This window comes from Nocardia crassostreae (genome assembly GCF_001613405.1).
In the GTDB taxonomy this organism is placed as follows: domain Bacteria; phylum Actinomycetota; class Actinomycetes; order Mycobacteriales; family Mycobacteriaceae; genus Nocardia; species Nocardia crassostreae.
In genome coordinates, this window is the sequence record NZ_BDCH01000012.1 from 602,950 (window position 1) to 625,223 (window position 22,274).

The following is a 22,274-nucleotide window of genomic DNA, read 5'->3' on the forward strand; positions in this document are numbered from 1 at the left end:
TAGCGAGCGCGCCAGTGCCGCAACTCGATCGACGGCACGCTGTTACAAGGTCATGATCAGTGACGCCGTGGCAGAGTGAGGGCCGTGGTGGCTCGGCGATTGGCAGCGGCGAATGTGGTTCTGGCCGGAGTTCTGCTCACCGTCGATCTCGTCGCGGTGATTCTGGTGTGGCGCGGTGGCATGGCGGTCGCGTTTCCCGGTGCGGGGCACTCCGCCGTGCGGGTGCGGTTCGTGTGGGCCTCCGGTGGCGGGGCGTTGGGGGTGGCGGCGTATGTCGGCGCGCTGGCGGCGGTCGTGGCTCCGAGTGTGTTGTTGGCCAGGCGGTTCGATGACATTCGGGGCGTCACGCTGATCTGGCTCGGAGTGGTCGCGGTGCCTCTCGCCGGGGCGCTCGCACTGCTGAATTGGGTGCTGTATCCGTTGGTTCTGGACACCACGTGCGGCAGCTGCGATGCCATTGTCTACGAGGCCGCGCCCGGGCCGATCTGGTACCGGCCCGCGCGCACGGCCGTGCTCGCGTTGCTGGCGATCTGCCTGGCGGCCGCGGTGGCGCTGGCGTGCTCGCCCACCATGACCCGGCGGTTGCGCGCCGGGACCACGCCGGTGCCGCGCCGCCCGGGCGCCGCCACGGTGGCCGCGGCCGGACTGGCGGTGCTCGCGGTCTGCGCGACGCTGTTGGCGGCGACCGTCGTCCCGATCGCCACCTCGGCACAGGAGTACGAGCGCACCGGGGAACTCGTCCCGGTCGACGACGGCACCCAGGTGATGGCCTATGTCGTCGCGGTGCTGGCCGTCGTGTTCGCCATGGGGACCTTCCGGCAGGCGCAGGCCCTGTGGCGGGGCCGCGCCGCCGCCGCGCCGATGCTGACGCTCTCGGGGCTGAGCCTGCTGCTCTGGGCGGGCCTGCTGGGGATGCTGTTGTTGCTCACGCCCAAAGGCGGGATTCTGCCCACCGGTTGGCGGGTCGAGGTCGATCCGTCCTGGTTGCCGGAGGTGCACGGGGTGACGGTGTGCGCCGCCTTGGCCGCGCTGGCCGTCGCGGGGGTGGCCCTGCTCTGGCCCACCACATTGAGCTGGATCACCCGCCCGGATTCGCGCTGATCGCACCGCCCGCCACCGGCATTCGAACGATCATGTTCACGTCATGGTCGGCGGCGCGTCGCTCATGTGTCCATCAGGGCCCCTTGCCACGTTCATGAGACTGCCCTAGCCTCCGGTCTTCGTGAGGACTAGCGCGGAGATCGAATCGCGAAGAGACATACGCGTGTGGGGGGCGGTCACCGCGCTCGGAGTCGTCGCCGGATATCTGGCGGTGCTGCTGGCCGACGCTCGGCACTTCTACACCGATGACACCGAGGCGCAGTACGCGCCGATGTGGGTGCTGCTCGGGACGGAGTTGCGCGAGGGGCGATTCCCGGCGCTGGTGCCGTGGGAGTGGATGGCGGGCAACTACTCGCTCGAAGAGGCGGCGCTGCTGAATCCGCCGCAGCTGCTGGTCTATCTGATCGCGCCGTCGGTGGACGATCTGGCCGTCTACGCCACCGTCGTGAAGCTGGTCTTCTCGATGATCGCCGGGCTCGGGGTGTATCGGATCTGCCTCGCATACGGTGCGAAACCGGCATTCGGAGCGGTTGCGGGCGTGGCGTTTCCGCTGAGCGGCTGGTTCCTGTTCTTCGATCAGGCGAGCTGGTTCACCTCGCAGACCGGGACCACGTGGCTGCTGCACGCGTGGGCCTCGGCGGTGCTCTATGCGCGCGGCAAGAGCGGGCCGATTCCCGTTTTCGTCTTCCTCTGGCTCACGCTGACGATCCAGTACGTGTTTCCGGGAGTGGAAGCCGCGCTGATGATTCTGGCGGTGGTGGCCGGGGAGGTCATCCATCAGAAGGGCTGGGCGGGGCCGCTGCGGCTGGCGCTGGTGGCGCGCAATGGCACCGGCATCGACTCCATTGCCGGGCTGCGCGGTAAGCGCGTGGCCACGGCCTTCGCCTCGACCGCGCACTACAGCCTGCTTGCCGCCTTGGATCGGAACGGGTTGCGCGCCACTGACGTTCAGCTCGTCGATCTGCAACCGCAGGCCTCCCTGGCGGCCTGGGAGCGCGGCGACGTCGATGCCGTCTACACCTGGCTGCCCACCCTGGACCAGTTGCGCGCCACCGGCAAGACGCTGATCACCAGCCGGGAGCTCGCCACCGCCGGTAAGCCGACGCTCGATCTGGGCGTGGTGTCCAAGCGGTTCGCGCAGGACCATCCGGAGGTGGTCGACACCTGGCGCCGGATTCAAGCGCGCGCCCTCGACATCATCCACAACACCCCCGATGCGGCTGCCAAGGCTGTCGCGGCCGAAATCGGCATCACCCCCGATGTGGCCGCCCAGCAACTGAAGCAGGGCGTATTCCTCACGAAAACCCAACTGACATCGTCCGATTGGCTCGGCAGCGAAGGTTCCGTCGGCAATATCGCCGCCAACTTGCGCAGCGCCGCCGAATTCCTGGCCGCGCAGCAGCAGATCGACGCCGCCCCACCCGCACAGACCTTCCAGGACGCCATCTACGTGAAGGGCCTGCCCGGTGTCCTTGACCAGTGAGCTCGGCGCGAAACCCGCCAGCCGCGCCGGAAGCATTCGGCTGCACGATGTTTCGCACCGCTACGGGCGCGGCGCTGCCGCCGTGACCGCCCTGGGTCCACTGGATCTCGAAGTGCCGCCGGGTGAGTTCCTGGTCCTCGTAGGCGCCTCCGGCTGCGGCAAGAGCACCTTGCTCCGCCTGATCGCCGGATTCGAATCCGCCACCGAGGGCAGCATCGAGATATCCGGCGCCGCACCCCGCCCCGGTGATACCGCGGGCGTGGTCTTCCAACAGCCCCGCCTGTTCCCCTGGCAGACCGTAGGCGGCAATATCGACCTGGCCCTGAAATACGCGGGCGTTCCCCGGGATCAGCGCCCCGACCGCCGCGCCGAACTGCTCGCCAGAGTCGGCCTGGAGGGCACCGCGGCCCGCCGCATCTGGGAGATCTCCGGCGGCCAGCAACAACGCGTGGCCATAGCGCGCGCCCTGGCCGCCGAAACCTCCCTGCTCCTGCTCGACGAACCTTTCGCCGCGCTCGACGCCCTCACCCGGGAGCGCCTGCAAGACGACCTGCGCCAGGTCAGCGCCGAATCGGGCCGAACCAGCGTCTTCGTCACCCACAGCGCCGAGGAAGCCGCCTTCCTCGGCTCTCGAATTGTGGTCCTGACCCAGCGCCCGGGCCGCATCGCCCTCGACCTCCCCGTCGAATTACCCAGGGCCGGAGTGGATCCCGACGACCTCCGCGCCTCGAGCGAATTCCTGGACCTGCGCCGCGAAGTCGCCCGCGCCGTCAAGGCCGCAGCCGCCGCCTGAGAGCTGCCGCGTGGACGGCTAGTGCCAGTTCTGCCGCTGTGCCCATTCGGCGATGGTGGTCTTGCCGGGATGGAGGAGCTCGGCCGGTGGGGCCGGGGGAGGGGTGGTGGCCTGCTGGTCGTACATGGCGGCAATGGCCGCGGCGGAGGGGGCCCCGATCACGGGGGTGAGTAGTTCGCCGTAGGCGGCCGGGGTGATGGGGGTCCAGTGGACGTCGCGGCCGGTGGCGGTGGTGAACGCGGCGGCAATGTCGTGGCCGGTGAGCGGGGTTGGGCCGGTGACGAGGGAAAGCGGATTCGGTGACACGGACCCTCGACCTGGTCGGCAGTCGCTGGACGCCGTTGGTCGTCTATCACCTGCACACCGGAACCAAGCGGTACAGGGAGTTGCAGCGCGCGCTGCCGGGGATCAGTCCGAAGACCCTGGCGGAACGGCTGCGCTCCCTCGAACAGCACAATCTGGTGGTGCGGGAGGTGTATCCGGACAAGCCGCCGCGTGTCGAATACACCCTCACCGAGAAGGGCCGCCAGCTCGGCGACATCCTCCATTCGATCGCCGATTGGGCCGAAACCGCGGACGTCTAGTTCAGCGCGGCGGCGGACGGGACGACGACGCCGTAGAGGTCGGCGATCGTCGCGAGGGCGCTGTCGTGCAGTTGTCCGGCGGAGACCTCGGCGACGGCCGAGCGCAGCGGACGGGTCGCGGAGGCGTCCGCGACCACCGTCGGCCGGTTGCCGCGCAGGAACGCTCCCTCGCTGGTGAACAGCACGCACATGTGGGTCATGAATCCGGCGATGATCACGTTCTTGTTGCCCGCCTCGTCGACGCGCTCGGCGAGGTCGGTATTCACGAAACCATTGGGGACGGTTTTGATTACGACCGGTTCGCCCTCGATCGGGGCCACGCGCGGGTGGATCTGCCCGATCTCGGCGGTGATGTCGTACGGGGTCCCGGCCCCACCGTCGTTCTGCACGTGGATGATCTTCGTCCCGGCGGCGCGCGCCGCGGCGAGCAGCTCGGCGGCGGCATCGAGAGCGTGTTCCCACCCGGTCAGCTCCATCACGCCGCGGGTGTAGGTGTTCTGGTAGTCGATCAAGATCAGCGTCGCATCGGCCAGAGCCGCCGGGGTCTGATCGAATTCGCTGAGCTCGCGCAAGGTCTTCGTTGTCATGTTCTCCACGCTATGGTCCGCCAGCCGTGTCGGAAATGTCATATAGCATGCAGATTCGGACATCCCGGCGATACGGAGGCGCGGTGGGCGTGATCGAACGGCTCGTGGTCGTCGTGCTCTTCGATCGAGTGGACAGCCTGGACGTCGCGGGCCCGCCCGAGGTGTTCTCGCTGCTGGAACGTGAAATGGACGAGCCGACCGGCTATCGCGTGGTGCTGGCGGCGCGGACCATGGATCCGGTGACCACCTCGGCCGGGGTTCGCGTCCTGCCGGATGCGACTTTCGAGGAGATGGCCGCGCGCGGTATCGACACCCTTGTGGTGCCCGGCGCGGTCGAGGTCGACGAGCAGCGCCGGGTGCGTGCGGTCACCGATCCCGTGGTGGTCGACTGGGTGCGGCGGCTGTCCGCCACCGCGCGCCGCGTCGCCTCGGTGTGCGTGGGTGCCCATACGCTCGCGGCGGCGGGACTGCTGGACGGTAAGCGCGCCACCACCCACTGGTCGACGGCGCGGCAGTTGGCGGGCGACCATCCCGCCGTCGAGGTGGACGCCGACCCCATCTTCATTCGTGACGGCGACGTGTGGACCGGCGCGGGAATCAGCGCCGTGCTCGATCTCATGCTGGCGCTCGTCGCCGACGATTTCGGCGACGCGGCCGCCCTGCGCGTGGCCCGCCAGCTCGTCGTCTACCTCAAAAGGCCCAGTGGCCAAAGCCAATTCAGCGTTTCGCTGGAACCGGTGTCGACCACGCGGCGCATGGACGAGCTGCGTCACCACATCATGCGCAATATCGCCGCACCGCTCACCGTCGCCGATCTCGCGGCCAGCGCCCATGTGAGCGAGCGGCAACTGGCCCGCATCTTCAAGACCGAACTCGGCACGACCCCGGCCGCCTATATCGAAGCGGCCCGGGTCGAGGTGGCGCGCAATCGGCTGGAGACCACCGACGACACGCTCGAACGTATCTCCGCCGCAAGCGGTTTCGGTACGACCGACACCCTCACCCGGGCCTTCCGCCGTCAGCTCGACATCACGCCGACCGAATACCGCAACCGCTTCCGGATCAGGTGAGCGGCTCCGGGACCGGCTGCCGGTACTCCTCGTGAATCTCCTTGGGCCCGAACGGCCACACCTTCTCGAAGCGCGCCCAGATCAGGAAGGCCACAATGCCGAGCCCGACCCATGCCAGCGACCATTCGATCGGGTGCACACCGGGATTCGCCTTGTCGGCATAGCCGTAGATGATCAGCCAGCCGACCGCGGCCACAATACTGGGCAGCGGATACAGGAACATCCGGTACGGCCGCGGCAGATCGGGCTGCCGACGCCGCAGCACGGTCATCGCCGCGATCTGGGCGAAGGCCTGCACGATCACCATGACCGTGGTCAGCAGCGAAATCAGCACGGCCAGTGGCGGATGCGCGGCATCGGTGCCGATGTGCCGGGCCAGCAGGAACCCGGCCGCGGTGACCGCGCCCATGGCGGCCAGGCCCAGCATCGGGAACTGATGCCGCGGATGCAGCCGCGCGAACGACTTGAAGAACACCCCGTCCTTGGCGGCATTGAGCGGAACCCGCGAGCCGCCGAGCAATCCGGCCAGCACGGAGGCGAACGCGGTGATCAGGATGAGCACCGTCACGATCTTGGCCGCCGTGGCGCCCCAGGTGCTTTCGAGCACCGCCGAGGCCACCGAGCTGGCGGCGATATTGTCCGGGTCGAGCATGTCCTGCGATGGAATCACGCCCAGCACACCGGTTTGCATGAGCAGGTACACCGCCATGACCGCCAGAATCGAGGTCACGATGGCGCGCGGCAGCACCCGCCCCGGATTGCAGACCGCACCGCCCAGATAGGCGGCGGTGTTGTAGCCAAGATAGTCGTAGATGCCGATGGTCAGACCGGAGGCGAAGCCCAGCCAGAACGCGCCGGTCCCGATATCTAAAGCGCCCTCCGGCCAGGTGAATGCCATATCGGCGTCGAAGCTGGTGAAGGCGGCCAGGATGACGGCGGTCACCGACACGATCATGACCGACCACATGACGACCGCCAGCTTGCCGATGCTCTCCACCCGCCGCCACAGCAGCACCACGATGAGCGCGACCACCGCCACGCCGACGATATCTCCTTGTCCGCGTGTCATATTCGGCCACAGATAGCCCAGGTACTGCACCAGCCCCTGCACTCCGGTCGACATGATGAGCGGAATGAAAAGCATTGCGGTCCAGACGAACAGGAATGGCATGAGCCGTCCGGTGCGGTACTGGAACGCCTCGCGCAGATAGATGTAGGTGCCGCCCGCGCCGGGTAGCCCGGCGCCGAGCTCGGCCCAGATGAGGCCGTCGGCCAGGGCCAGCACCGCCCCGGCGAGGAATCCGATGGTGGCGTGCGGCCCGCCGAAGGCCGCGATCATGAGCGGAATGGTGACGAAGGGCCCGATGCCGACCATCTGGCTCATATTGATGGCGGTGGCCTGGAACGGGCCGATCTTGCGCGGGAGTTGCGTACTCGGGGGAAGGGGTTGAGCGCCGGACATGGCAGCCTCCGGGTGGAGCGGGCATGCGGGGCACGAGGTGGTTTAGTTAAGTTAAATTCCTTTACTATGTCCGTCAAGCGATCGGCGGAATCCGACTGCCTAGAGTTGGCGGCAGCACCCACCCGAGAACGGAAGGCGATGGACGAACCCACCTGGAATCGGCAACGCCTGCGCAGCAATAACGAATGGCTGCTGCTGGAACAGCTGCGCACCGCCGGACCCGCCAGCCGGGCCCAATTGGCCCGGGATACCGGACTTTCCAAGCCGACCGTGTCCAGTGCCCTTGCCGCCCTGCAACAGCACGGCCTGGTGCGTGAGGTGGGGACCATCGTGCCCGAGCGCGGGCGCACGGCGGTGCTGTACGAGCCGGACCCGACCGCCGGATACGCGCTCGGCGTCGATATCGGCCGGGCCCGCCTGCGGGTGGCCGTTGCGGATCTGTCGGGAAAGATCCTGGCGCGCAACGATATCGCCAACAAGGCGCGCACCGCCACGGCCGTCGCGGATATCGCCGCCGATACGGCGCGGGTGCTGGCCGACGCCGGGATTCCGATCGACCGGGTGGTGCACGCGGCGCTGGGCAGTCCGGGCGTCTTCGATCCCGAGGACGGGCGGGTGCATTTCGCGGTGAACCTGCCCGGCTGGGGTCGCACCGGGCTGCTCGACCATATTCGGCAGCGGCTCGGCGGCCTGGAGTTGTCGGTGCACAACGATGCCAATCTCGCCGCCCTGGGCGAGTACGCCTTCGGGGTCGGCCGCGGCAGCCGCCTGTTCGTCTATGTGCTCATCGGCACCGGCCTGGGCGTCGGAATCGTCTCTCAGGGTGAGCTTTTCACCGGTGCGCACGGCGCGGCCGGTGAAGTGGGCTTCCTGCCCGCCACCTTCGGCGCACCGGAGCCCTCGCGGCGCGGCGCGCTCGAGGAGGCGGTCTCCGCCGACGCGGTCGTACGCGCCGCCCGCGATCGCGGCATGGCGGGCAGACTCACCGCCAAGGGCATCTTCGACCGGGCGCGCGAGGGCGATCCCATCGCCGCGGAGGTGGTGCGTCAAGAGGGGGATCGAGTGGCGCTGGTGGTGGCGGCCGTGACGGCCGTCCTCGATCCGGATCTGATCGTGCTGGGCGGCGGCCTGGGGCGCAGCGCCGATCTGCTGCTGGAGCCGGTGCGCGCGGCCCTGGAACGCTCGACCCCGCTGCGACCCTCCGTCGCCTCCAGCGCATTGGGTGACGACGCGGTCCTGCTCGGCGCGATCGCCACCGCCCTGCGAATCGCCCGCCCGCAGGTCTTCGACCGCCGGACGCCGATCCGGCCCCCGCCGCCGAGTCCAATCTGAAGCAACGTCGACCGGGAACTGGTGGCGGCATTTCGCGAGAAGCCCCCGCCACCAGTTCCCGGTCGACGGCGTTCCACTCCCCGATTCACGGCTCGCCGGGGGGAGCGGCAAACTGGGCGGCAATGAAACTGCCTGAACTGCCCGATCTCCCGGTGCGCGCCGCCCTCGATGAGGTGTGCCAGACGCTGGCCGCGAACGGTACCGCGGTGCTGGTCGCGCCGCCGGGGACCGGGAAGACGACCCTCGTTCCGCTGGCCTTGGCTGCCGCGACGAATGGGCGGGTGGTGGTGGCCGAGCCGCGGCGGTTGGCTGCTCGCGCGGCGGCCGCGCGGATGGCCGCGCTGCTCGGTGAGCGGGTCGGGGAGACCGTGGGCTATGCGGTGCGCGGGGATCGGCGGGTGAGTGCGTGCACGCGGATCGAGGTGGTCACCTCGGGGCTGCTGGTGCGGCGGTTGCAGGGTGATCCGGAATTGGCCGGGGTCGATGTGGTGGTGCTCGACGAGTGTCATGAACGGCATCTGGATGCCGACTTGCTGCTCGCCCTGCTGCTGGACGCGCGGGGTGGGCTGCGACCGGATCTGCGAGTGCTCGCCACCTCCGCCACGGTGGCGGCCGAACGGTTGGCGGACCTGCTCGGCGATGGTGGTCCCGCACCGGTGTCGACCGTCGAAGGCCGTGCCTACCCGGTCGACATCAACTATCTCGCCCCGATCAAAGCCGAGCGAACCGAGGCGCATGTCGCCCGCGCGGTCCGGGCCGCACTGCACGGCGGCGACGGTGACGTCCTGGTGTTCCTCCCGGGCGCGGCGGAGATTCGCCTTACCGCGCAACAGCTTTCGGATCTCCGCGACGTGGACGTGCTGCCGCTGCACGGCCGTCTCTCGGCCGCGGCACAGGACACCGCCCTGGCTGCGGGCGCCCGCCGTCGCGTCGTATTGTCCACCGCCGTAGCCGAATCCAGCCTCACGGTCCCGGGCGTCCGCGCGGTGGTCGACTCCGGCCTGGCCCGAATCCCGCGCACCGACCACCGCCGCGGTCTCTCCGGCCTGGCGACGGTCCGGGTCTCGTCCGCCGTCGCCGACCAGCGCGCCGGTCGCGCCGGTCGCGAAGCGCCGGGCCGAGTGTGGCGCTGCTGGCCGGAATACGAGCACGCCACCCTTCCCGCCTACCCCGACCCGGAGATCCGCACCGCGGACCTGACCCGCCTGGAACTCGAACTCGCCTGCTGGGGCACCCCCGACGGCGAGGGCCTCACCTGGTGGGACGCCCCGCCCGCCGGTGCGCTGGCCGCGGCCCGGGAAGTACTCCGCGCCCTGGGCGCCATCTCCGAAGACGGCGCCGTCACCCGCCGCGGCAGACAAATGGCCGCCCTGGGCCTGCACCCCCGACTCGCCCGAGCCCTACTCGACGGCGCGACCGTGGTCGGCCCGAGAACAGCCGCGGAGGTGGTAGCCCTCCTCGACGACGACACCCTCGCCCCCGGAGTCGATGTCGTCGCCGCCATCCGCACCCTGCGCCGCGAACGCCCCCCCCGCGCTGGAAGCGAGAAGCGGACCGCCTCACCCGCCTGGTCGACACTGCTCCGCCGGGAGTCGGCACTACACCGACCACGACGGCCACGTCGCGGGACAGGGGAATTCCGCCGAGCACCGATACTCCGCCAGGCGTCGGCACTACATGGGATGACGATCCGGCTTTCGTTGTGGCGCTGGCACATCCGGAACGGATTGCTCGTCGGCGCGCACCGGGATCGGCGAGTTATCTCATGGCTGGAGGTACCGCGGTGACGTTGCCGCCCGGATTCGGCCTGGCCGATTCGGAATGGCTGGCTGTGGCGGTCGCGACGCGTGATCCGGGGCGCGCCGAGGGCCGAATCCGCTTGGCCGCCAATGCCGATCTCGAACTGGCTCGCCGTGCCGCCCCGCCCTGCTGGCCACCGCCGACGAGGTCGATTGGGTCAACGGGGATGTGGTGGCCCGCCGGGTCGAGCGCCTCGGCTCGATCGTGCTGTCGGAGAAGCCTTTACGTGACCCGGAACCGGAGCGGATCGCCGCCGCCCTGCGCACCGGCCTGGCCTCGACGGGCCTCGGTCTGCTGCGCTGGGATGCCGACGCCACCGCGCTCCGGCAGCGCCTCGATTTCCTGCACCGCAATCTCGGCGCGCCCTGGCCCGCCGTCGGAGACGAGGCTCTGCTCGCCGACCTCGACGCCTGGCTCGGCCCCGAATTGGCCACCGCCAGAAGACGAGCCGACCTGGAGCGCGTCGACGCCGGTCAAGCCCTCCGCCGCCTGCTGCCCTGGCCCGAGGCCGCCCGCCTCGAAGAACTGGCCCCCGAACGCCTGGAAGTCCCCTCCGGCAGCAAGATTCGCGTCGACTACACGGCCGAGCGCCCGGTACTCGCGGTCAAGGTCCAGGAAGTCTTCGGCTGGTCCGACACCCCCGCCCTGGCCGACGGCAAAATCCCCATCCTCCTGCACCTGCTCTCCCCAGCCCAACGTCCGATAGCCGTCACCGGTGACCTCGCCTCCTTCTGGCGCACCGGCTGGCCCCAGGTCCGCGCCGACCTCCGCGGCCGCTACCCCAAACACGCCTGGCCGGAAGACCCTGCCACCGTCCCAGCGCATCGCGGCACCGCCCGCCGCGCAACGCGCGGCTGACCGCGCAGTCGCTCGCCGGAAGGCCGATGGCCGATCATGGCGGGTATGAAGAGCACGGTGTTGCGGGTGACCACGGGTCGGACCGAGGTTGTGTACGACCTCACGCGGGAGTGCGCGGCCTTCGCGCGGGAGGTGGGCGGCGACGGGTTGCTGCACGTCTTCGTGCCGCACGCCACGGCCGGGATCGCGATCATCGAACTCGGTGCGGGCAGTGACGACGACTTGCTTGCCGCACTGCGCGATCTGCTGCCCCCCGACGATCGCTGGCGACACGCGCACGGCTCGCGCGGCCACGGCCGATCCCACGTCATGCCCGCCCTGATTCCGCCCTATGCCACCGTGCCGGTCCTCGACGGCGCCCTGGCACTCGGCACCTGGCAGTCGATCGCCCTGGTCGATCTCAACGTAGACAATCCCGACCGCGAGGTGCGCCTGTCACTCCTGGGTGCGTGAGGGTTCACACCCTTTCCACCCGGTTCACACCACCTTTTGGCGGCCGATATCGGGTGTGTACCGGGCCGAAAGGGTGTGGACGCTGGGTGAGCTAGTGGGGGAGCATCCGGTGCCAGGTGTCGCGGATGATGGATTCGATGGCGGGTGCTGTGGGGTCCAACCGGTTTCGGTGGTGATGCGGGTGGGGCCGCTGATCAGGGCGGCGGGTTCGGGGGCGGCGGGCTTGTGGCGCAGGGGGACTGGGCGACCGGTTACGTGTTCGACTGCGGCGACGATGTCCAGAATGCTTGTGCCGCACCCTGTTCCGAGATTGAAGCGGGTTGCGGCGCCGGGGGACGGGGTGTGATCGAGGCAGGCGGGGAAGGCGGTGGCGGCGTCGGTGACGTGGAGGTAGTCGCGGACCGCGGTGCCGTCACCGTTGACTTCGAGGGTGGTGCCGTTGGCGGCGGCGGTGAGGGTGCGGGGGATCAGACGGGTGGGGTCCGGGTCGTCGCCGCTCGCGATATTGGGTAGGCGCAGGATCGTCGCGGACAGCGCGCCGGTGCGGGCCTGGGCCGCGATGGCGAGCTCGGCGGCCAGTTTGCTGCTGGCGTAGGGGCGGGGCGTCGGGGAGGTCTTCGGTCATCGGTTGGCGATCGGGGGTGCCGTAGATGGCGCAGGTGGAGGCGAAGACCAGGCGCCGCACGCTCGCCTCGGCCATTGCGGAGAGGAGGCGCAGGGTGCCGGTGGCGTTGACCTCGAAGTAGCGCAGTGGATCGGTAAGCGATTCGCGGACCCGGGTCAGACCCGCCAGGTGGCACACGGCGTCGACACCGGTGAGGGCGTGGCGGAGAGTCCCGGTGTCGAGGAGATCGGCCGCACGGGTTTCGGCTGAGCCGGGAATCGGCCCGGAGCGATTGTGCGCCATGGCGATCGGGGTGTGACCCGCCGCGGCCAGGGCGGTGACGACCGCGCGGCCGAGATAGCCGCCCGCGCCGGTGACCAGTACTCGCACGAGTGCCCATGCTGCCAGGCGGGAATGGCGCACCGCCGCATCGGGTTCGACCTGGTGGATTCGGTGGCTTCGGTGCGGCGTCGGGGTGACAGTGGCGCTACTGCGCCGGGGTGGCTCGAGGCGGCGGGGGGCGGGGTGTCACAGGTGTGACATACGCTCCCGGGAGATCGGGATATGTGTGGCGGGACGGCGGGGTGCGGGGATGAGTAGGCGCGGGTGGGCGCTGTTCCTGGCGATGGGGGTTATCTGGGGTGTGCCGTACGCGATGATTCGTGTGGCGGTGGAGGATTTCGATCCGTTGTTCGTGGCGTTCGGGCGGACTCTGCTCGGGGCGCTGGTGTTGTTGCCGATTGCGCTGTACACCAAGGTTTTCACGGTGGCGCTGCGGCATTGGCGGTGGGTGCTGGTGTACACGCTGGTGGAGATCACCGTGCCGTGGCTCATGATCGGCATGGCCGAGACGAGGCTGAACAGTTCGACGGTCGGGCTGTTGATCGCGGCGGTGCCGCTGGTGGCCATGGTCATCGTGACGCGGATCGGGCACGAGCGCTTGGACACCCGCCGGATCATCGGCCTGTTCGTCGGGTTCGCGGGGGTGGCGGCGCTGGTGGGGCTGGATATCGACACCTCGAACGTCTGGGCGCTCGCCGCCATCGGCGTGACCGTGGTGGGGTACGCGATCGGGGCGATCATCATCGATCGCAAATTGTCGGACCTGCCGCCCATCGGCGTGGTGACAGCCTCACTGGTCATCGCGACCGCGATCTATCTGCCGTTCGCGGTCTTCCGCACCCCGGCGCACCTTCCGGCGGATGCCACCTGGTCGGTGGTCGGGCTCGGGCTCATCTGCACCGCACTGGCCTTCGTGGTGTTCTTCGCGCTCATCGGCGAGGTCGGCGCCGCGCGCGCCACGGTGATCACCTACATCAATCCGGCGGTCGCGCTCGCGGTGGGCGTCTCGCTGCTGGGTGAACCGCTCACCGCCGGTATGGCCATCGGCTTCCCGCTGGTCATCATCGGCTCCATTCTGGGCACCGCCAAGGCCAAGGCGGCGGTGAAGGAACCCACGCCCGCCTGATTCCGGCCACGCTCTCGCGTAATCCGGTTCAGCCCTGGCGTTTGGCCCGGGCCCGGCGCTTGCCCTCGTGCATGGCCTGGACCCGGGCCACCGGAATGGTGTGGCCCTCGGCCAGCAGATCCTCGGGAAGTCGTTGCGGCGCGGGCATTTCCTCCGCCCACGGGTCGCGGTCGCCGAGTAGTTTCGCGGCATTGCGAATGGTGAAATCACCGGGCGCGGCCGCCGCCAGATCGGCCCAGCCGACCGGAAACGACGCCGGGGCGCCCGGCCGGATGCGCGGACTGTACGCCGCGACCACGGTCGCCCCGCCCGCCCGGGTGGAGTCGATGAACACCTTGCCGCCGCGATCCTCGCGGATGAACGCGGTGGTGGCGAGTGCGGGATCGAGCCGTTCGGCGCGCACCGCGATGGCCCGGTTGGCCGCCGCCGCGTCCTCCATCGAAATTCCGGGCTCGACCGGCACGAATACGTGAACACCCTTGGCCCCACTGGTTTTCACCGCCCCCGCCAGCCCGTCGTCCGCCAGCGCCGCCCGCACCAGTTCGGCCGCGCGCACCGCCGCCCGAAAGTTCTCCCCGGGCGGCGGATCGAGATCGAGCACCAGATGCGTCGGCCCCGATTCGTAATCGCCCCGCAGCAGCCAGGTGTGGTACTCGATGGCCCGCTGATTCCCGAACCACAGCAGCGTGCGCACGTCATCGCAGACCGCGTAGGTCACTTCGCGTTTGGAGCTGTCGGCCCAGATGGTCACCCGCGGCACCCAGTCCGGGGTGTACTTGGGCAGATTCTTCTGCATGAACGGCTCCTGCCCGGGCCGCACCCGGATGACCGACAGCGGCCGCCCCCGCAGATTCCGCACCAGCCGATCGCCCACCGCCTCGAAGTAGCCGATCAGATCCCGTTTGGTGGCGTCGGCCCCGTCGAACAGCGGTGAGTCCAGACTGGTGAGCTTGACGCCGTCGCGAACCTCTTCGGTGCCCATCGCACCACCTTGCGCCGCACCCGGGACATGGTCAAGAACCGGGGGCGGCGGGCGGGCTCTCGGCCTCGGTCTCGGCCTCGCCCTTGTTCTTTCGATCGCGCCGGTCGATGCGCGGATCCTCGGTCACCTCGTAGCGCCTGACGTACTCGCCGAGGAAGGCCTGCAGCGTGGCGGTGGCCGGAATGGCGAGCACCGCGCCGACCGCGCCAAGCAGCGCCGCGCCGATCATGACGGCGAGCAGCGCCACCGCCGGATTCACGTCCACGGTGCGCGCGGTAATGCGCGGTTGCAGCACATAGTCCTGAATCCACTGGTACACCACCACGAAGATCAGGATCCACACCGCGTCGAGGGGATCGACGGTGAGCGCCACCAGAATCGGCAGAATGCCCGCGATATAGGTGCCCACCGTCGGCACGAACGAGGCGACCACGCCGAACCAGATGCCCAGGTCTAGCGCATTGGGTATGCCCAGCAGCGCCAGGAACGCGCCGTGCGCAATGGCGGAGATGACCGCCAGCAGCGCCCGGGAGTACAGATAGCCGCCGGTCTTATCGATGGCCAGATCCCAGGCGTGCAGGACCGCGCCCTGTTTGGCGGGCGGCAGCAGCGAGCACAGCGAGCGCCGCAGCTTCGGCCTGTCGGCGGTCATGTAGACGCTGAACAGCGCGATGGTCAGCACCCGCGCCAGCCCGCCGAGCACACTGCTGGACAGGCCCCAGGCATTGTCGGCGGCGCGTTCGGCGTATTCGGTGACCACATCGGAGTCCTTGAACAGCCGATCGCGCAGCTGGTGCACGGTGAAATCCTGGTGGAAGGTGTTGTTGACCCACACGATGAGCTCGTCGAGCAGCCGGGGGAGTTCGGCGGCGATATTGCCGACCGTCTCCACCGCGAGCACGCCCAGCGTGGCGATGAATCCGACCGTGCAGACGAACACGATGATGAAGACGGCGGCGACGGCGAGACCGCGGTGCATGCCCCGCGCGGCCAGCGCGTCCACCGCGGGTTCCATGGCCAGTGAGATGAAGAAGGCCACCGTGAGAATGATGCCGATATCGATGAGCCGGTAGGCCGCCCAGTTCGCGACCTCGAAGACGCCGATCAGGACCAGCGCCAGGATCATGGCGCGCGGCAGCCAGGACGGCATGCGGCCGCTGGCGGAGGTGCTCGCCGGGCTCTGCTCGGGTGCCGGGTTGTCGGGGGCCACGGGGTCAGTCTGCGCCACCGCCGGGAGTTTGCCCGTAATCGACGCACCGGTCGGTCTTTTGTTCCGAATTGTTCATCAGGCTGGGCGGTCGGTTAATTTCACGCGGACAGGCCGAGAAGCATTCAGGGATAAAGGTTTTGCCGCGATATTGTGCAGGTGTGGTGTCGGGCGGACAAGATATGCGGGTGCGGACGAAATTCTCCATCGAGCTCATGGCGTTGACCGATGAGCTGGCACATATGGCGCGGTTGACCCATGAGGCGGCCGAGCGCGCTGCGGCGGCCTTGGTGGGCAGTGATCTCACCGCCGCCTACGAGGTGTTCGCGCTCGAGGAACAGGTGCAGGTCGAGCACGCCAAGTGCGAGGACCGCTCGGTGATCCTGCTCGCACTCGAGGCTCCGGTGGCCCGTGATCTCCGGCACGTGGTGACCGCCATCCAGATTGCCGACGACTTGCTGGACATTGGCACCTCGCTCAGCCGGATTGCCGATATCGTCGTGCGCCGGTACCCGGAACCGGTTGCGCCGCAGCACGTCATCGAGCAACTCGACGGGATATCGACCGCCATAGCCGATTTGACCGACGATGTGGTGAAAGTGATTGCCGCGCAGAATCCTCCGCGCGACAAGGTGCTGATACCTCGGGACACGGCCGTGGATCGCCTGCGCGCCCAGGTCTCCGACGCCGTGGCCGATCCGGACTGGACACATGGTTCGGCCATGGCCACCGATATCGCCATGCTCGTGCACCACTACGGCCGCTGCACCGACCATTGTGTCCGCATCGGCCAGCTCATCCGGTTCTTCCACACCGGTATTCCGCTGTACGCGCAAGTGGAGGGGTAACCGCCACAAACGGGGATGTGCTGTCAGGGGTCCTGATCGGCACGGGTAAGCTGCCCGAATTGCTTCATGGTGAGGGTTTTTCGAGTAGCACCGCGTGTCCGGACAGCCGAAATCCGACAAGGGCCCCAAACATGACGAATGCCACCACATCTGCGCCGTCTGCCGCTTCGCCTTTCGACGAGGCCGGAAATGTGTTGTCGCACCGGCAAATCATGATCATCTTGTCGGGCCTGCTACTCGGGGTATTCCTGGCGGCCCTGGATCAGAACATCGTGAGCGTGGCGATCGTGCGGATCGCCAACAGCCTGCACGGATTCGACGATCAGGCGTGGGCGGCCACGGCGTACCTCATCACCGCGACCATATCCACCCCGCTATACGGGAAGCTGGCCGATATCCACGGGCGCAAACCGTGCTATCTCATTGCCATCGGGGTCTTCGTGATCGGGTCGGTCGCGTGCACCTTCGCCACCGATATGACGCAGCTCGCGGTCTTCCGAGCCATTCAGGGCATCGGCGCGGGCGGGCTCATGTCGCTGGCGTTCACGATTATCGGCGATATCGTGCCGCCGCGCGAAAGAGTGCGCTATCAGGGCTATTTCATGATGGTCTTCGGCATTGCCACGGTGCTGGGTCCGGTGCTGGGCGGGTTCTTCTCCAATGCAGACCGACTGGTCGGACTCGAGGGTTGGTGCTGGGTCTTCCTCGTCAATGTGCCCATCGGCCTGCTCGCCTTCCTGGTCGTCGCCAAGGTGCTGGACTTCCCCTTCCAGCGGCAGCCGCAGCGCACCGACTGGCCGGGCGCCATCACCTTCACCATCGGCACCGTGCCGCTGCTGCTGGTCGCCCAGCAGGGCCGCGAATGGGGCTGGCAGTCCGACCGCGCCATCATCTGCTACGGCGTCGCGGCGGCCGGGCTGGTGCTGTTCCTGCTCGCCGAATTCCTCATGAAGGACGCGGCGCTGATTCCCCTGCGGCTGTTCGGCAGCGGCAGTTTCAGCATGGCGATCCTGGGCGGAACCATTGTCGGCGTGGCCATGTTCGGCGCGATCATCCTGGTTCCGCTGTATTTCCAAGTGGTGCGCGGCTATTCGCCCACCAAGGCCGGGCTCATGATGCTGCCGTTGGTGGCGGGCATCATGATCGGGGCCCAATTGGCCGGGCTGGTAACCAAATTCACCGGCCGGTACAAGGTGCTGCCCATTCTGGGCTCGCTGGTCATCGCCGCCGGGTCGGTGCTGTTCGCCCTCGTCGAGTACGACAGCCCGATGTGGCAGCCGCTGTTGTACTGCGGCGTCATCGGATTCGGCCTGGGCGGCTGCATGCAGACGCTCATCATCGCCGCCCAGAACGCGAGCCCGCACACGGATATGGGCGTCTCGACGGCCGCGGCCATCTTCTTCCGGCAGATGGGCGGCACACTGGGCGTGGAGGTCTTCCTGACCGTGCTGTTCAACCTGTTGCCCGGCCGGATCATCGACGCCTTCGGCGGCGCGCTGCCACCGGAGTTCTCGCCCACCCAGCTCGCACAGGTCCAGAGCAATACCGGTGCTGTCGGGGAGCTGCCACCGCACCTGCAGACGCCCATCCTGATCGGCTTCACCGACGCCATGAGCGGGGTCTTCTACGTGGCCGCCGCGGTCGCCGTGCTGGCGGCGATCGTGCTCATGTTCATGAAAGAGCTTCCGCTACAGGAAATGCCGATGCCGGTCCTGGCCGAGGCGCCGGAGATCGGTTACGAACCCGAGCCGGAGCCCGACCCCGAGCCGGAGCCGGAGCCGGAGCCGGAACCGGAACCGATCGCCGACGACGCCCTGCGCGTGGTCTCGCCGCGCGGCCTGTCCATCGCCGGGTGGGTGCACCGCGAGGACGGGCATGCGGTCGCCGATGCCGTGCTCACCCTCATCGACCAACGCGGACGCCAGGTTTCGCGCGCCATCGGCGACGACGAGGGCGTCTACATCATCGGCGCGCCCCGCTCGGGCACCTACGTCCTCATCGTCTCGGCGGGCGGCTATCAGCCCAGCGCCGTCACCATCACCGTCGGGAGGCGACCGCATCAGCTGGATATCGTCATGACCGGCGCCGGGGAGATCACGGGCACGGTGCGCTCGGCGGTCCGCGGCATGCCGCTGCCGGAGGCCACCGTGACCCTCACCGATATGCACGGCGATGTGATCGCCGCCGCCACCACGACGCCGGACGGCGCCTACTCCTGCCGCGGCGTGCTGGCGGGCACCTACACCCTGGTGGCCGTCGCGGAACACATGCGCCCGTGCGCCACCACCCTGGTCGTGCCCGACAGCGGAATGCTGCGCCACGATATCGAATTGGCCCCGCGCGCAGTGCTGGCCGGATCGGCGTGCACCGATGCGGGACGGGTGATTCCGGATGCCCAGATCACCGTCCTGGACGAGGACGGCGATCTGGTCGCCATCACCCGCACCGACGACGCCGGTCGCTACCAGGTGCCGGATCTGGCGGAGGGCCGCTACACGGTCATGGCGCGCGGCTACCCGCCGGTCTTCAGCCGCGTCACGGTGTCCGACGGCGAGCTGTATCACGATGTGCTGCTCGGCTACGAGCGCGTCGAATCCGGGGACCGGGTGTGAGGCGGAGCCTGTCCGGGCTCCGGTGGACGGCCCGGTGGACGGCTGTTAGCTTGACCACCCGGAACTGGACTCGAGACCAGTTCTCGAATCCGGGGAGGGTCCACATGAGAATTTCACCTGCGCTACTGATGTCTGTGGCCATGGCGGCGGTCCTGCCTGCCGGGATCGCACCCGCCGAACCGGCCACCGGCCCGGCGTTCACCGAGTATGTGGCACTGGGTGATTCGTGGGCCGCCGATGCCACCATCATGCAGATCACCACCGAGTTCGCGCCGGTGAACTGCGTCCAGAGCGCCGGGAACTTCGCGCGCCAGGTCGCGGCGGCACTGGCCGTGCCCACCTTCCGCGATGCCTCCTGCGGTGGCGCGACCACGGCGAACATGACCGCGGAACAGCGCGGCAACGCACCGCAGTTCGACCGGCTCACGCCCGCCACCGATCTGGTGACCATCAGCATCGGCGGCAATGACGCGGGCCTGGCCGAGACCGTCATGGACTGCGTCACGGTCGATCCGGCGGTCAACCCCTGCCTGAGCAAGCTGGTGGCCGGTGACGTCGATCAGATGTCGGCCAATATCGCGAGCGCGGAATCGCGCGTGGTGGCCGTCGTGCAGGGCATCCGGGACCGCGCACCCAACGCCCGCATCCTGCTGCTCGACTACTTCGAAGCCGTCGACCTCGACGGCGGCTGCTATCCGGAGATTCCCATCTCCGACGCCGACGCCGTATGGCTCGGCGCCAAACTCCTAGAGCTGCACCATATGCTGGCCCGCGCGGCCGCCCGCACCGGCGCGACCTTCGTCGACACCTACAGCGGCAGCCATGGGCACGACGCCTGTCAGCCCGTCGGCACCCGCTGGGTGGAGGGCCTGATCCCGTTCTCCGGCAACCCGATCGGCCCGGCGGTGCCCTTCCATCCCAATCAGCTCGGGGCGGACTATCAGGCCCGGCGCGTGCTCGAAACGCTGGGAGTGCGCTGAGATTCGCTGTGCTGCGGCCGATTACTGGCCTTGGTACAGTTCTGTCAATTTCAGCCGGGGGAAATGGAGACGGCCCATGGTGCATATTCATCACCGCGGGGAAGCGGCGGTACCGGTCGAGTTCGCGTTCGAATACATGGCGGACATGGCGAACTGGACGGATTTCGTCTACGGCCTGCAGAGCTTCACGCTCGTCGGAGATGTGCCGCATCGGACGGTCGGCGCGCTGTACGAGGGCGCGATGAAGCTGGGGGTGGTGCTGAAGGCCACCGTCAAGCTGACCGAATACGTGGAGAACCAGGTGTTCGCCAGTGAGTCGGTGTCCGGATTCAGCAATCAATCCCGTTGGCAGTTCGAGTCTCTCGGGCCCGAGCGCGGCGCGGTCACCGTGGACGTGCACTACCAGCTGCCCGGCGGGCTGGCGGGGAAGGCGCTGGGCAAGGCCATCGAGCCGTTCGTCGCCATTGCCATCAAGCACACCGAGACCAAGCTGACGCACATTCTGGAGGAGCTGTACCGGCAATCGAAAGTCGACGTCTAACGGCGTGTCACGCGACACGCGCGTCGTGTCATGTGACGACACGCGGTCAAGGTGGGGTACTCTGCGCGCAGCTAACGAATGGCAACGGTGTTGCGGGGGGCGGAAGTGCGCGGTGGAAAGGGAGATTCGTGATCGCCCCCTACCTGAGGCTTGTCGTAGTGCTCGGCGGGGCCCTCGCCTGCGCGGCCGCGGCCGTGCTGTCCGGCTGTACCCGCGCGGATGACCCGGTGTCCGAGTACGAGGCCGCGGAGGCCCCGGAGATGCAGCGCAGCGCCTTCGTCACCGCCTGTGGCGGCACCTCGGCGGGCTGGCAGGCCGCCGGGGTGGTGAGCAATCGGGACGCCGTCGAACATCGCTATCTGGTCGTGGTGAGCTTCCTGACGCCGGAATCGGCGGTGCTGGAGCGCACCAGCACCGAAGTGGTGGTACCACCGGGCGCGACACAGGGCTTCACCACCGAGACTCGCCTCGATCCGGTGACCAGGCCGGAGACCGTGCAGTGCGTGCTGCGCGGGGTGGAGCAACTGTGAAAGTTGCGCGAGAGTGGCGGTGTGGGCCTACGATCGGAGCCGCCGGCCATGCTCCGTGGGCCGCACGAATCGAATGGCTGAGCGTTCGCTGACCTGTGCGGCGAGGGTGGTGCGCAATCTCCGGATGTGGATTTGTCGGTGCCATGGGGCATGCTCTGTGCACGCAGATGTCCAACCGTCCGCTCGGAGAGCCCCATGTCGTCCCGTACCACCAAGCCACAGCCGTTGTCGGAGACCGAGATTCGGCATATCGCCGCGGAAATCGACGCGGGCAAACCGCCGATGGTGTGGTTCACGGCGGCGGCGGTCGGCGTACCGGAAGGCCGTTCCGGCAAGGTGATCTCGCTCGGTGATCCGTCCGAGGGCGATTTCCTGCAGGTGAAGCCGACCGGTTCGAAGGACGTGCTGTCGTTCGGACCCACCGAGGTGACCTTGACCAAACCGGCCCGGAAAGACGCGGCCGGTGCGACGAAACAGAAAACGGCAACCAGGAAGGACTCCACAGTGACGATGCCGTCGCCCGTGACCGCCCCGCCGAGTGTCCCGATCGCGCCGCCCGCTCCGGCGGCGGCGCCGAAAGCCGAGGCGCCTCAGGCGCCCAGCGTTTCCGAGCCCGCGAGCCCCGACAAGGCCGCGGCCAAGAGCGCCTCGCGCCCCGCGCGCAATGCCGCCGCCGCGGGCGCCGCGGCTCGCAAGCCCAAGGCGCCCGAGGTCACCGTCACGCTCAGCGGCACCGCCGACGGCGAGTGGACCCTCGATGTGGTGAACGGCAAGAAGCGCACCATCAAGGGCCTGTCCGTGCCGAGCTCGGCGGTCTCGCAGGCCGCCAAGATCCTGCACCCCGAGGTCGCCGAGGTGGTGGACTCGATTCTGGATTCGGTGCGGGAACAGCAGCGCGCCAAGGTCGAGCAGCTCCAGGCGGAGCTCGAGAATGCCCGTCGGCTACTCGACGACTTGGCGGGCTGAACCCTAGATTCGC

Annotated in this window: 21 protein-coding genes and 1 pseudogene; 16 read left to right on the plus strand and 6 right to left on the minus strand. The window is 68.6% G+C overall.

Features of this window, described 5'->3' with window-relative positions; genetic code table 11:
• The first annotated feature begins 84 nt into the window (after positions 1-84).
• The 3 genes from NC4_RS09565 to NC4_RS09575 all read left to right on the plus strand — a co-directional run bounded on the left by NC4_RS09565 (position 85) and on the right by NC4_RS09575 (position 3,377).
• A complete protein-coding gene (locus NC4_RS09565) occupies positions 85-1,101 on the plus strand; it encodes a hypothetical protein (protein ID WP_157554422.1) in 1,017 nt (338 codons plus the stop codon).
• 163 nt (positions 1,102-1,264) lie between these two features.
• On the plus strand, positions 1,265-2,584 hold the full coding sequence (locus NC4_RS09570; protein ID WP_245721579.1) for a taurine ABC transporter substrate-binding protein: 1,320 nt from the start codon (positions 1,265-1,267) through the stop codon (positions 2,582-2,584).
• Positions 2,574-3,377, plus strand: a complete 804-nt coding sequence (locus NC4_RS09575; RefSeq protein ID WP_067535142.1) for an ABC transporter ATP-binding protein — start codon at positions 2,574-2,576, stop codon at positions 3,375-3,377. The genes NC4_RS09570 and NC4_RS09575 overlap by 11 nt, the downstream gene beginning before the upstream one ends.
• Positions 3,378-3,395: 18 nt before the next feature.
• On the opposite strand, the gene NC4_RS09580 is transcribed toward NC4_RS09575, so the two are convergent.
• Entirely contained in the window at positions 3,396-3,683 is a 288-nt protein-coding gene (locus NC4_RS09580; protein WP_067535145.1) for a hypothetical protein, read from the minus strand.
• Between NC4_RS09580 and NC4_RS09585 the strand changes: the two genes are divergently transcribed.
• Entirely contained in the window at positions 3,677-3,961 is a 285-nt protein-coding gene (locus tag NC4_RS09585; RefSeq protein WP_067535148.1) for a winged helix-turn-helix transcriptional regulator, read from the plus strand. The genes NC4_RS09580 and NC4_RS09585 overlap by 7 nt on opposite strands.
• On the opposite strand, the gene NC4_RS09590 is transcribed toward NC4_RS09585, so the two are convergent.
• Positions 3,958-4,548, minus strand: a complete 591-nt coding sequence (locus NC4_RS09590) for an isochorismatase family protein (protein WP_067536096.1) — start codon at positions 4,546-4,548, stop codon at positions 3,958-3,960. The genes NC4_RS09585 and NC4_RS09590 overlap by 4 nt on opposite strands.
• A gap of 89 nt (positions 4,549-4,637) precedes the next feature.
• On the opposite strand from NC4_RS09590, the gene NC4_RS09595 reads away from it, so the two are divergent.
• Positions 4,638-5,618, plus strand: a complete 981-nt coding sequence (locus NC4_RS09595; RefSeq protein WP_245721580.1) for a GlxA family transcriptional regulator — start codon at positions 4,638-4,640, stop codon at positions 5,616-5,618.
• Here NC4_RS09595 and NC4_RS09600 read toward each other — a convergent pair.
• Positions 5,611-7,080 carry an APC family permease gene (locus NC4_RS09600; RefSeq protein ID WP_067535152.1) on the minus strand — a complete coding sequence of 490 codons (1,470 nt, stop codon included), beginning with the start codon at positions 7,078-7,080 and terminating at the stop codon, positions 5,611-5,613. The two genes, NC4_RS09595 and NC4_RS09600, sit on opposite strands and share 8 nt — an antisense overlap.
• 138 nt (positions 7,081-7,218) lie before the next feature.
• Between NC4_RS09600 and NC4_RS09605 the strand changes: the two genes are divergently transcribed.
• The 4 genes from NC4_RS09605 (at position 7,219) to NC4_RS09615 (ending at position 11,523) form a co-directional block, all read left to right on the plus strand.
• Positions 7,219-8,412: an ROK family transcriptional regulator gene (locus NC4_RS09605; RefSeq protein WP_067535155.1), complete on the plus strand. Its 1,194-nt coding sequence runs from the start codon at positions 7,219-7,221 to the stop codon at positions 8,410-8,412.
• A gap of 122 nt (positions 8,413-8,534) precedes the next feature.
• Positions 8,535-10,199: a helicase-related protein gene (locus NC4_RS09610; protein ID WP_245721581.1), complete on the plus strand. Its 1,665-nt coding sequence runs from the start codon at positions 8,535-8,537 to the stop codon at positions 10,197-10,199.
• Between the two features lie 184 nt (positions 10,200-10,383).
• Positions 10,384-11,070 carry an ATP-dependent helicase C-terminal domain-containing protein gene (locus NC4_RS44455; protein ID WP_245721582.1) on the plus strand — a complete coding sequence of 229 codons (687 nt, stop codon included), beginning with the start codon at positions 10,384-10,386 and terminating at the stop codon, positions 11,068-11,070.
• 45 nt (positions 11,071-11,115) lie between these two features.
• A complete protein-coding gene (locus NC4_RS09615) occupies positions 11,116-11,523 on the plus strand; it encodes a YjbQ family protein (RefSeq protein ID WP_067535158.1) in 408 nt (135 codons plus the stop codon).
• Between the two features lie 24 nt (positions 11,524-11,547).
• On the opposite strand, the pseudogene NC4_RS44460 reads toward NC4_RS09615, so the two are convergent.
• Positions 11,548-12,550, minus strand: a pseudogene (locus NC4_RS44460) (NAD-dependent epimerase/dehydratase family protein).
• Between the two features lie 169 nt (positions 12,551-12,719).
• On the opposite strand from NC4_RS44460, the gene NC4_RS09630 reads away from it, so the two are divergent.
• The gene (locus tag NC4_RS09630) at positions 12,720-13,595 is read left to right on the plus strand and encodes a DMT family transporter (RefSeq protein WP_067535166.1); all 876 of its coding nucleotides are present in this window, start codon (positions 12,720-12,722) and stop codon (positions 13,593-13,595) included.
• Positions 13,596-13,623: 28 nt separating this feature from the next.
• Here NC4_RS09630 and ligD read toward each other — a convergent pair whose 3' ends face one another.
• Together ligD and NC4_RS09640 are read right to left on the minus strand one after the other, a co-directional pair.
• Positions 13,624-14,577: a non-homologous end-joining DNA ligase gene (gene ligD / locus NC4_RS09635; RefSeq protein WP_067535169.1), complete on the minus strand. Its 954-nt coding sequence runs from the start codon at positions 14,575-14,577 to the stop codon at positions 13,624-13,626.
• 31 nt (positions 14,578-14,608) lie between these two features.
• On the minus strand, positions 14,609-15,805 hold the full coding sequence (locus tag NC4_RS09640) for an AI-2E family transporter (RefSeq protein ID WP_067535171.1): 1,197 nt from the start codon (positions 15,803-15,805) through the stop codon (positions 14,609-14,611).
• A 167-nt stretch (positions 15,806-15,972) separates the two neighbouring features.
• Between NC4_RS09640 and NC4_RS09645 the strand changes: the two genes are divergently transcribed.
• From NC4_RS09645 to NC4_RS09670, 6 genes are all read left to right on the plus strand, one after another.
• Complete coding sequence (locus tag NC4_RS09645; RefSeq protein ID WP_067536100.1) at positions 15,973-16,632, plus strand: phosphate signaling complex PhoU family protein; 660 nt, start codon at positions 15,973-15,975, stop codon at positions 16,630-16,632.
• A gap of 131 nt (positions 16,633-16,763) precedes the next feature.
• Positions 16,764-19,244: an MFS transporter gene (locus NC4_RS09650; RefSeq protein WP_067535174.1), complete on the plus strand. Its 2,481-nt coding sequence runs from the start codon at positions 16,764-16,766 to the stop codon at positions 19,242-19,244.
• A gap of 104 nt (positions 19,245-19,348) precedes the next feature.
• The gene (locus tag NC4_RS09655) at positions 19,349-20,224 is read left to right on the plus strand and encodes an SGNH/GDSL hydrolase family protein (protein WP_067535177.1); all 876 of its coding nucleotides are present in this window, start codon (positions 19,349-19,351) and stop codon (positions 20,222-20,224) included.
• A 76-nt stretch (positions 20,225-20,300) separates the two neighbouring features.
• Positions 20,301-20,765: an SRPBCC family protein gene (locus tag NC4_RS09660; RefSeq protein WP_067535179.1), complete on the plus strand. Its 465-nt coding sequence runs from the start codon at positions 20,301-20,303 to the stop codon at positions 20,763-20,765.
• 128 nt (positions 20,766-20,893) lie between these two features.
• Positions 20,894-21,295, plus strand: a complete 402-nt coding sequence (locus NC4_RS09665; RefSeq protein ID WP_157554424.1) for a hypothetical protein — start codon at positions 20,894-20,896, stop codon at positions 21,293-21,295.
• A gap of 195 nt (positions 21,296-21,490) precedes the next feature.
• A complete protein-coding gene (locus NC4_RS09670; protein WP_067535185.1) occupies positions 21,491-22,261 on the plus strand; it encodes a DUF6319 family protein in 771 nt (256 codons plus the stop codon).
• The last annotated feature ends 13 nt before the right edge of the window (positions 22,262-22,274 follow it).

Bases quoted from the DNA above. Each gene is read 5' to 3' on its own strand.
- NC4_RS09590 (WP_067536096.1), bottom strand. From the start codon at position 4,548: ATGACAACGAAGACCTTGCGCGAGCTCAGCGAATTCGATCAGACCCCG.
- NC4_RS09600 (WP_067535152.1), bottom strand. From the start codon at position 7,080: ATGTCCGGCGCTCAACCCCTTCCCCCGAGTACGCAACTCCCGCGCAAG.
- NC4_RS09605 (WP_067535155.1), top strand. From the start codon at position 7,219: ATGGACGAACCCACCTGGAATCGGCAACGCCTGCGCAGCAATAACGAA.
- NC4_RS09610 (WP_245721581.1), top strand. From the start codon at position 8,535: ATGAAACTGCCTGAACTGCCCGATCTCCCGGTGCGCGCCGCCCTCGAT.
- NC4_RS09615 (WP_067535158.1), top strand. From the start codon at position 11,116: ATGAAGAGCACGGTGTTGCGGGTGACCACGGGTCGGACCGAGGTTGTG.
- NC4_RS09630 (WP_067535166.1), top strand. From the start codon at position 12,720: ATGAGTAGGCGCGGGTGGGCGCTGTTCCTGGCGATGGGGGTTATCTGG.
- ligD (WP_067535169.1), bottom strand. From the start codon at position 14,577: ATGGGCACCGAAGAGGTTCGCGACGGCGTCAAGCTCACCAGTCTGGAC.
- NC4_RS09650 (WP_067535174.1), top strand. From the start codon at position 16,764: ATGACGAATGCCACCACATCTGCGCCGTCTGCCGCTTCGCCTTTCGAC.
- NC4_RS09655 (WP_067535177.1), top strand. From the start codon at position 19,349: ATGAGAATTTCACCTGCGCTACTGATGTCTGTGGCCATGGCGGCGGTC.
- NC4_RS09660 (WP_067535179.1), top strand. From the start codon at position 20,301: ATGGTGCATATTCATCACCGCGGGGAAGCGGCGGTACCGGTCGAGTTC.
- NC4_RS09670 (WP_067535185.1), top strand. From the start codon at position 21,491: ATGTCGTCCCGTACCACCAAGCCACAGCCGTTGTCGGAGACCGAGATT.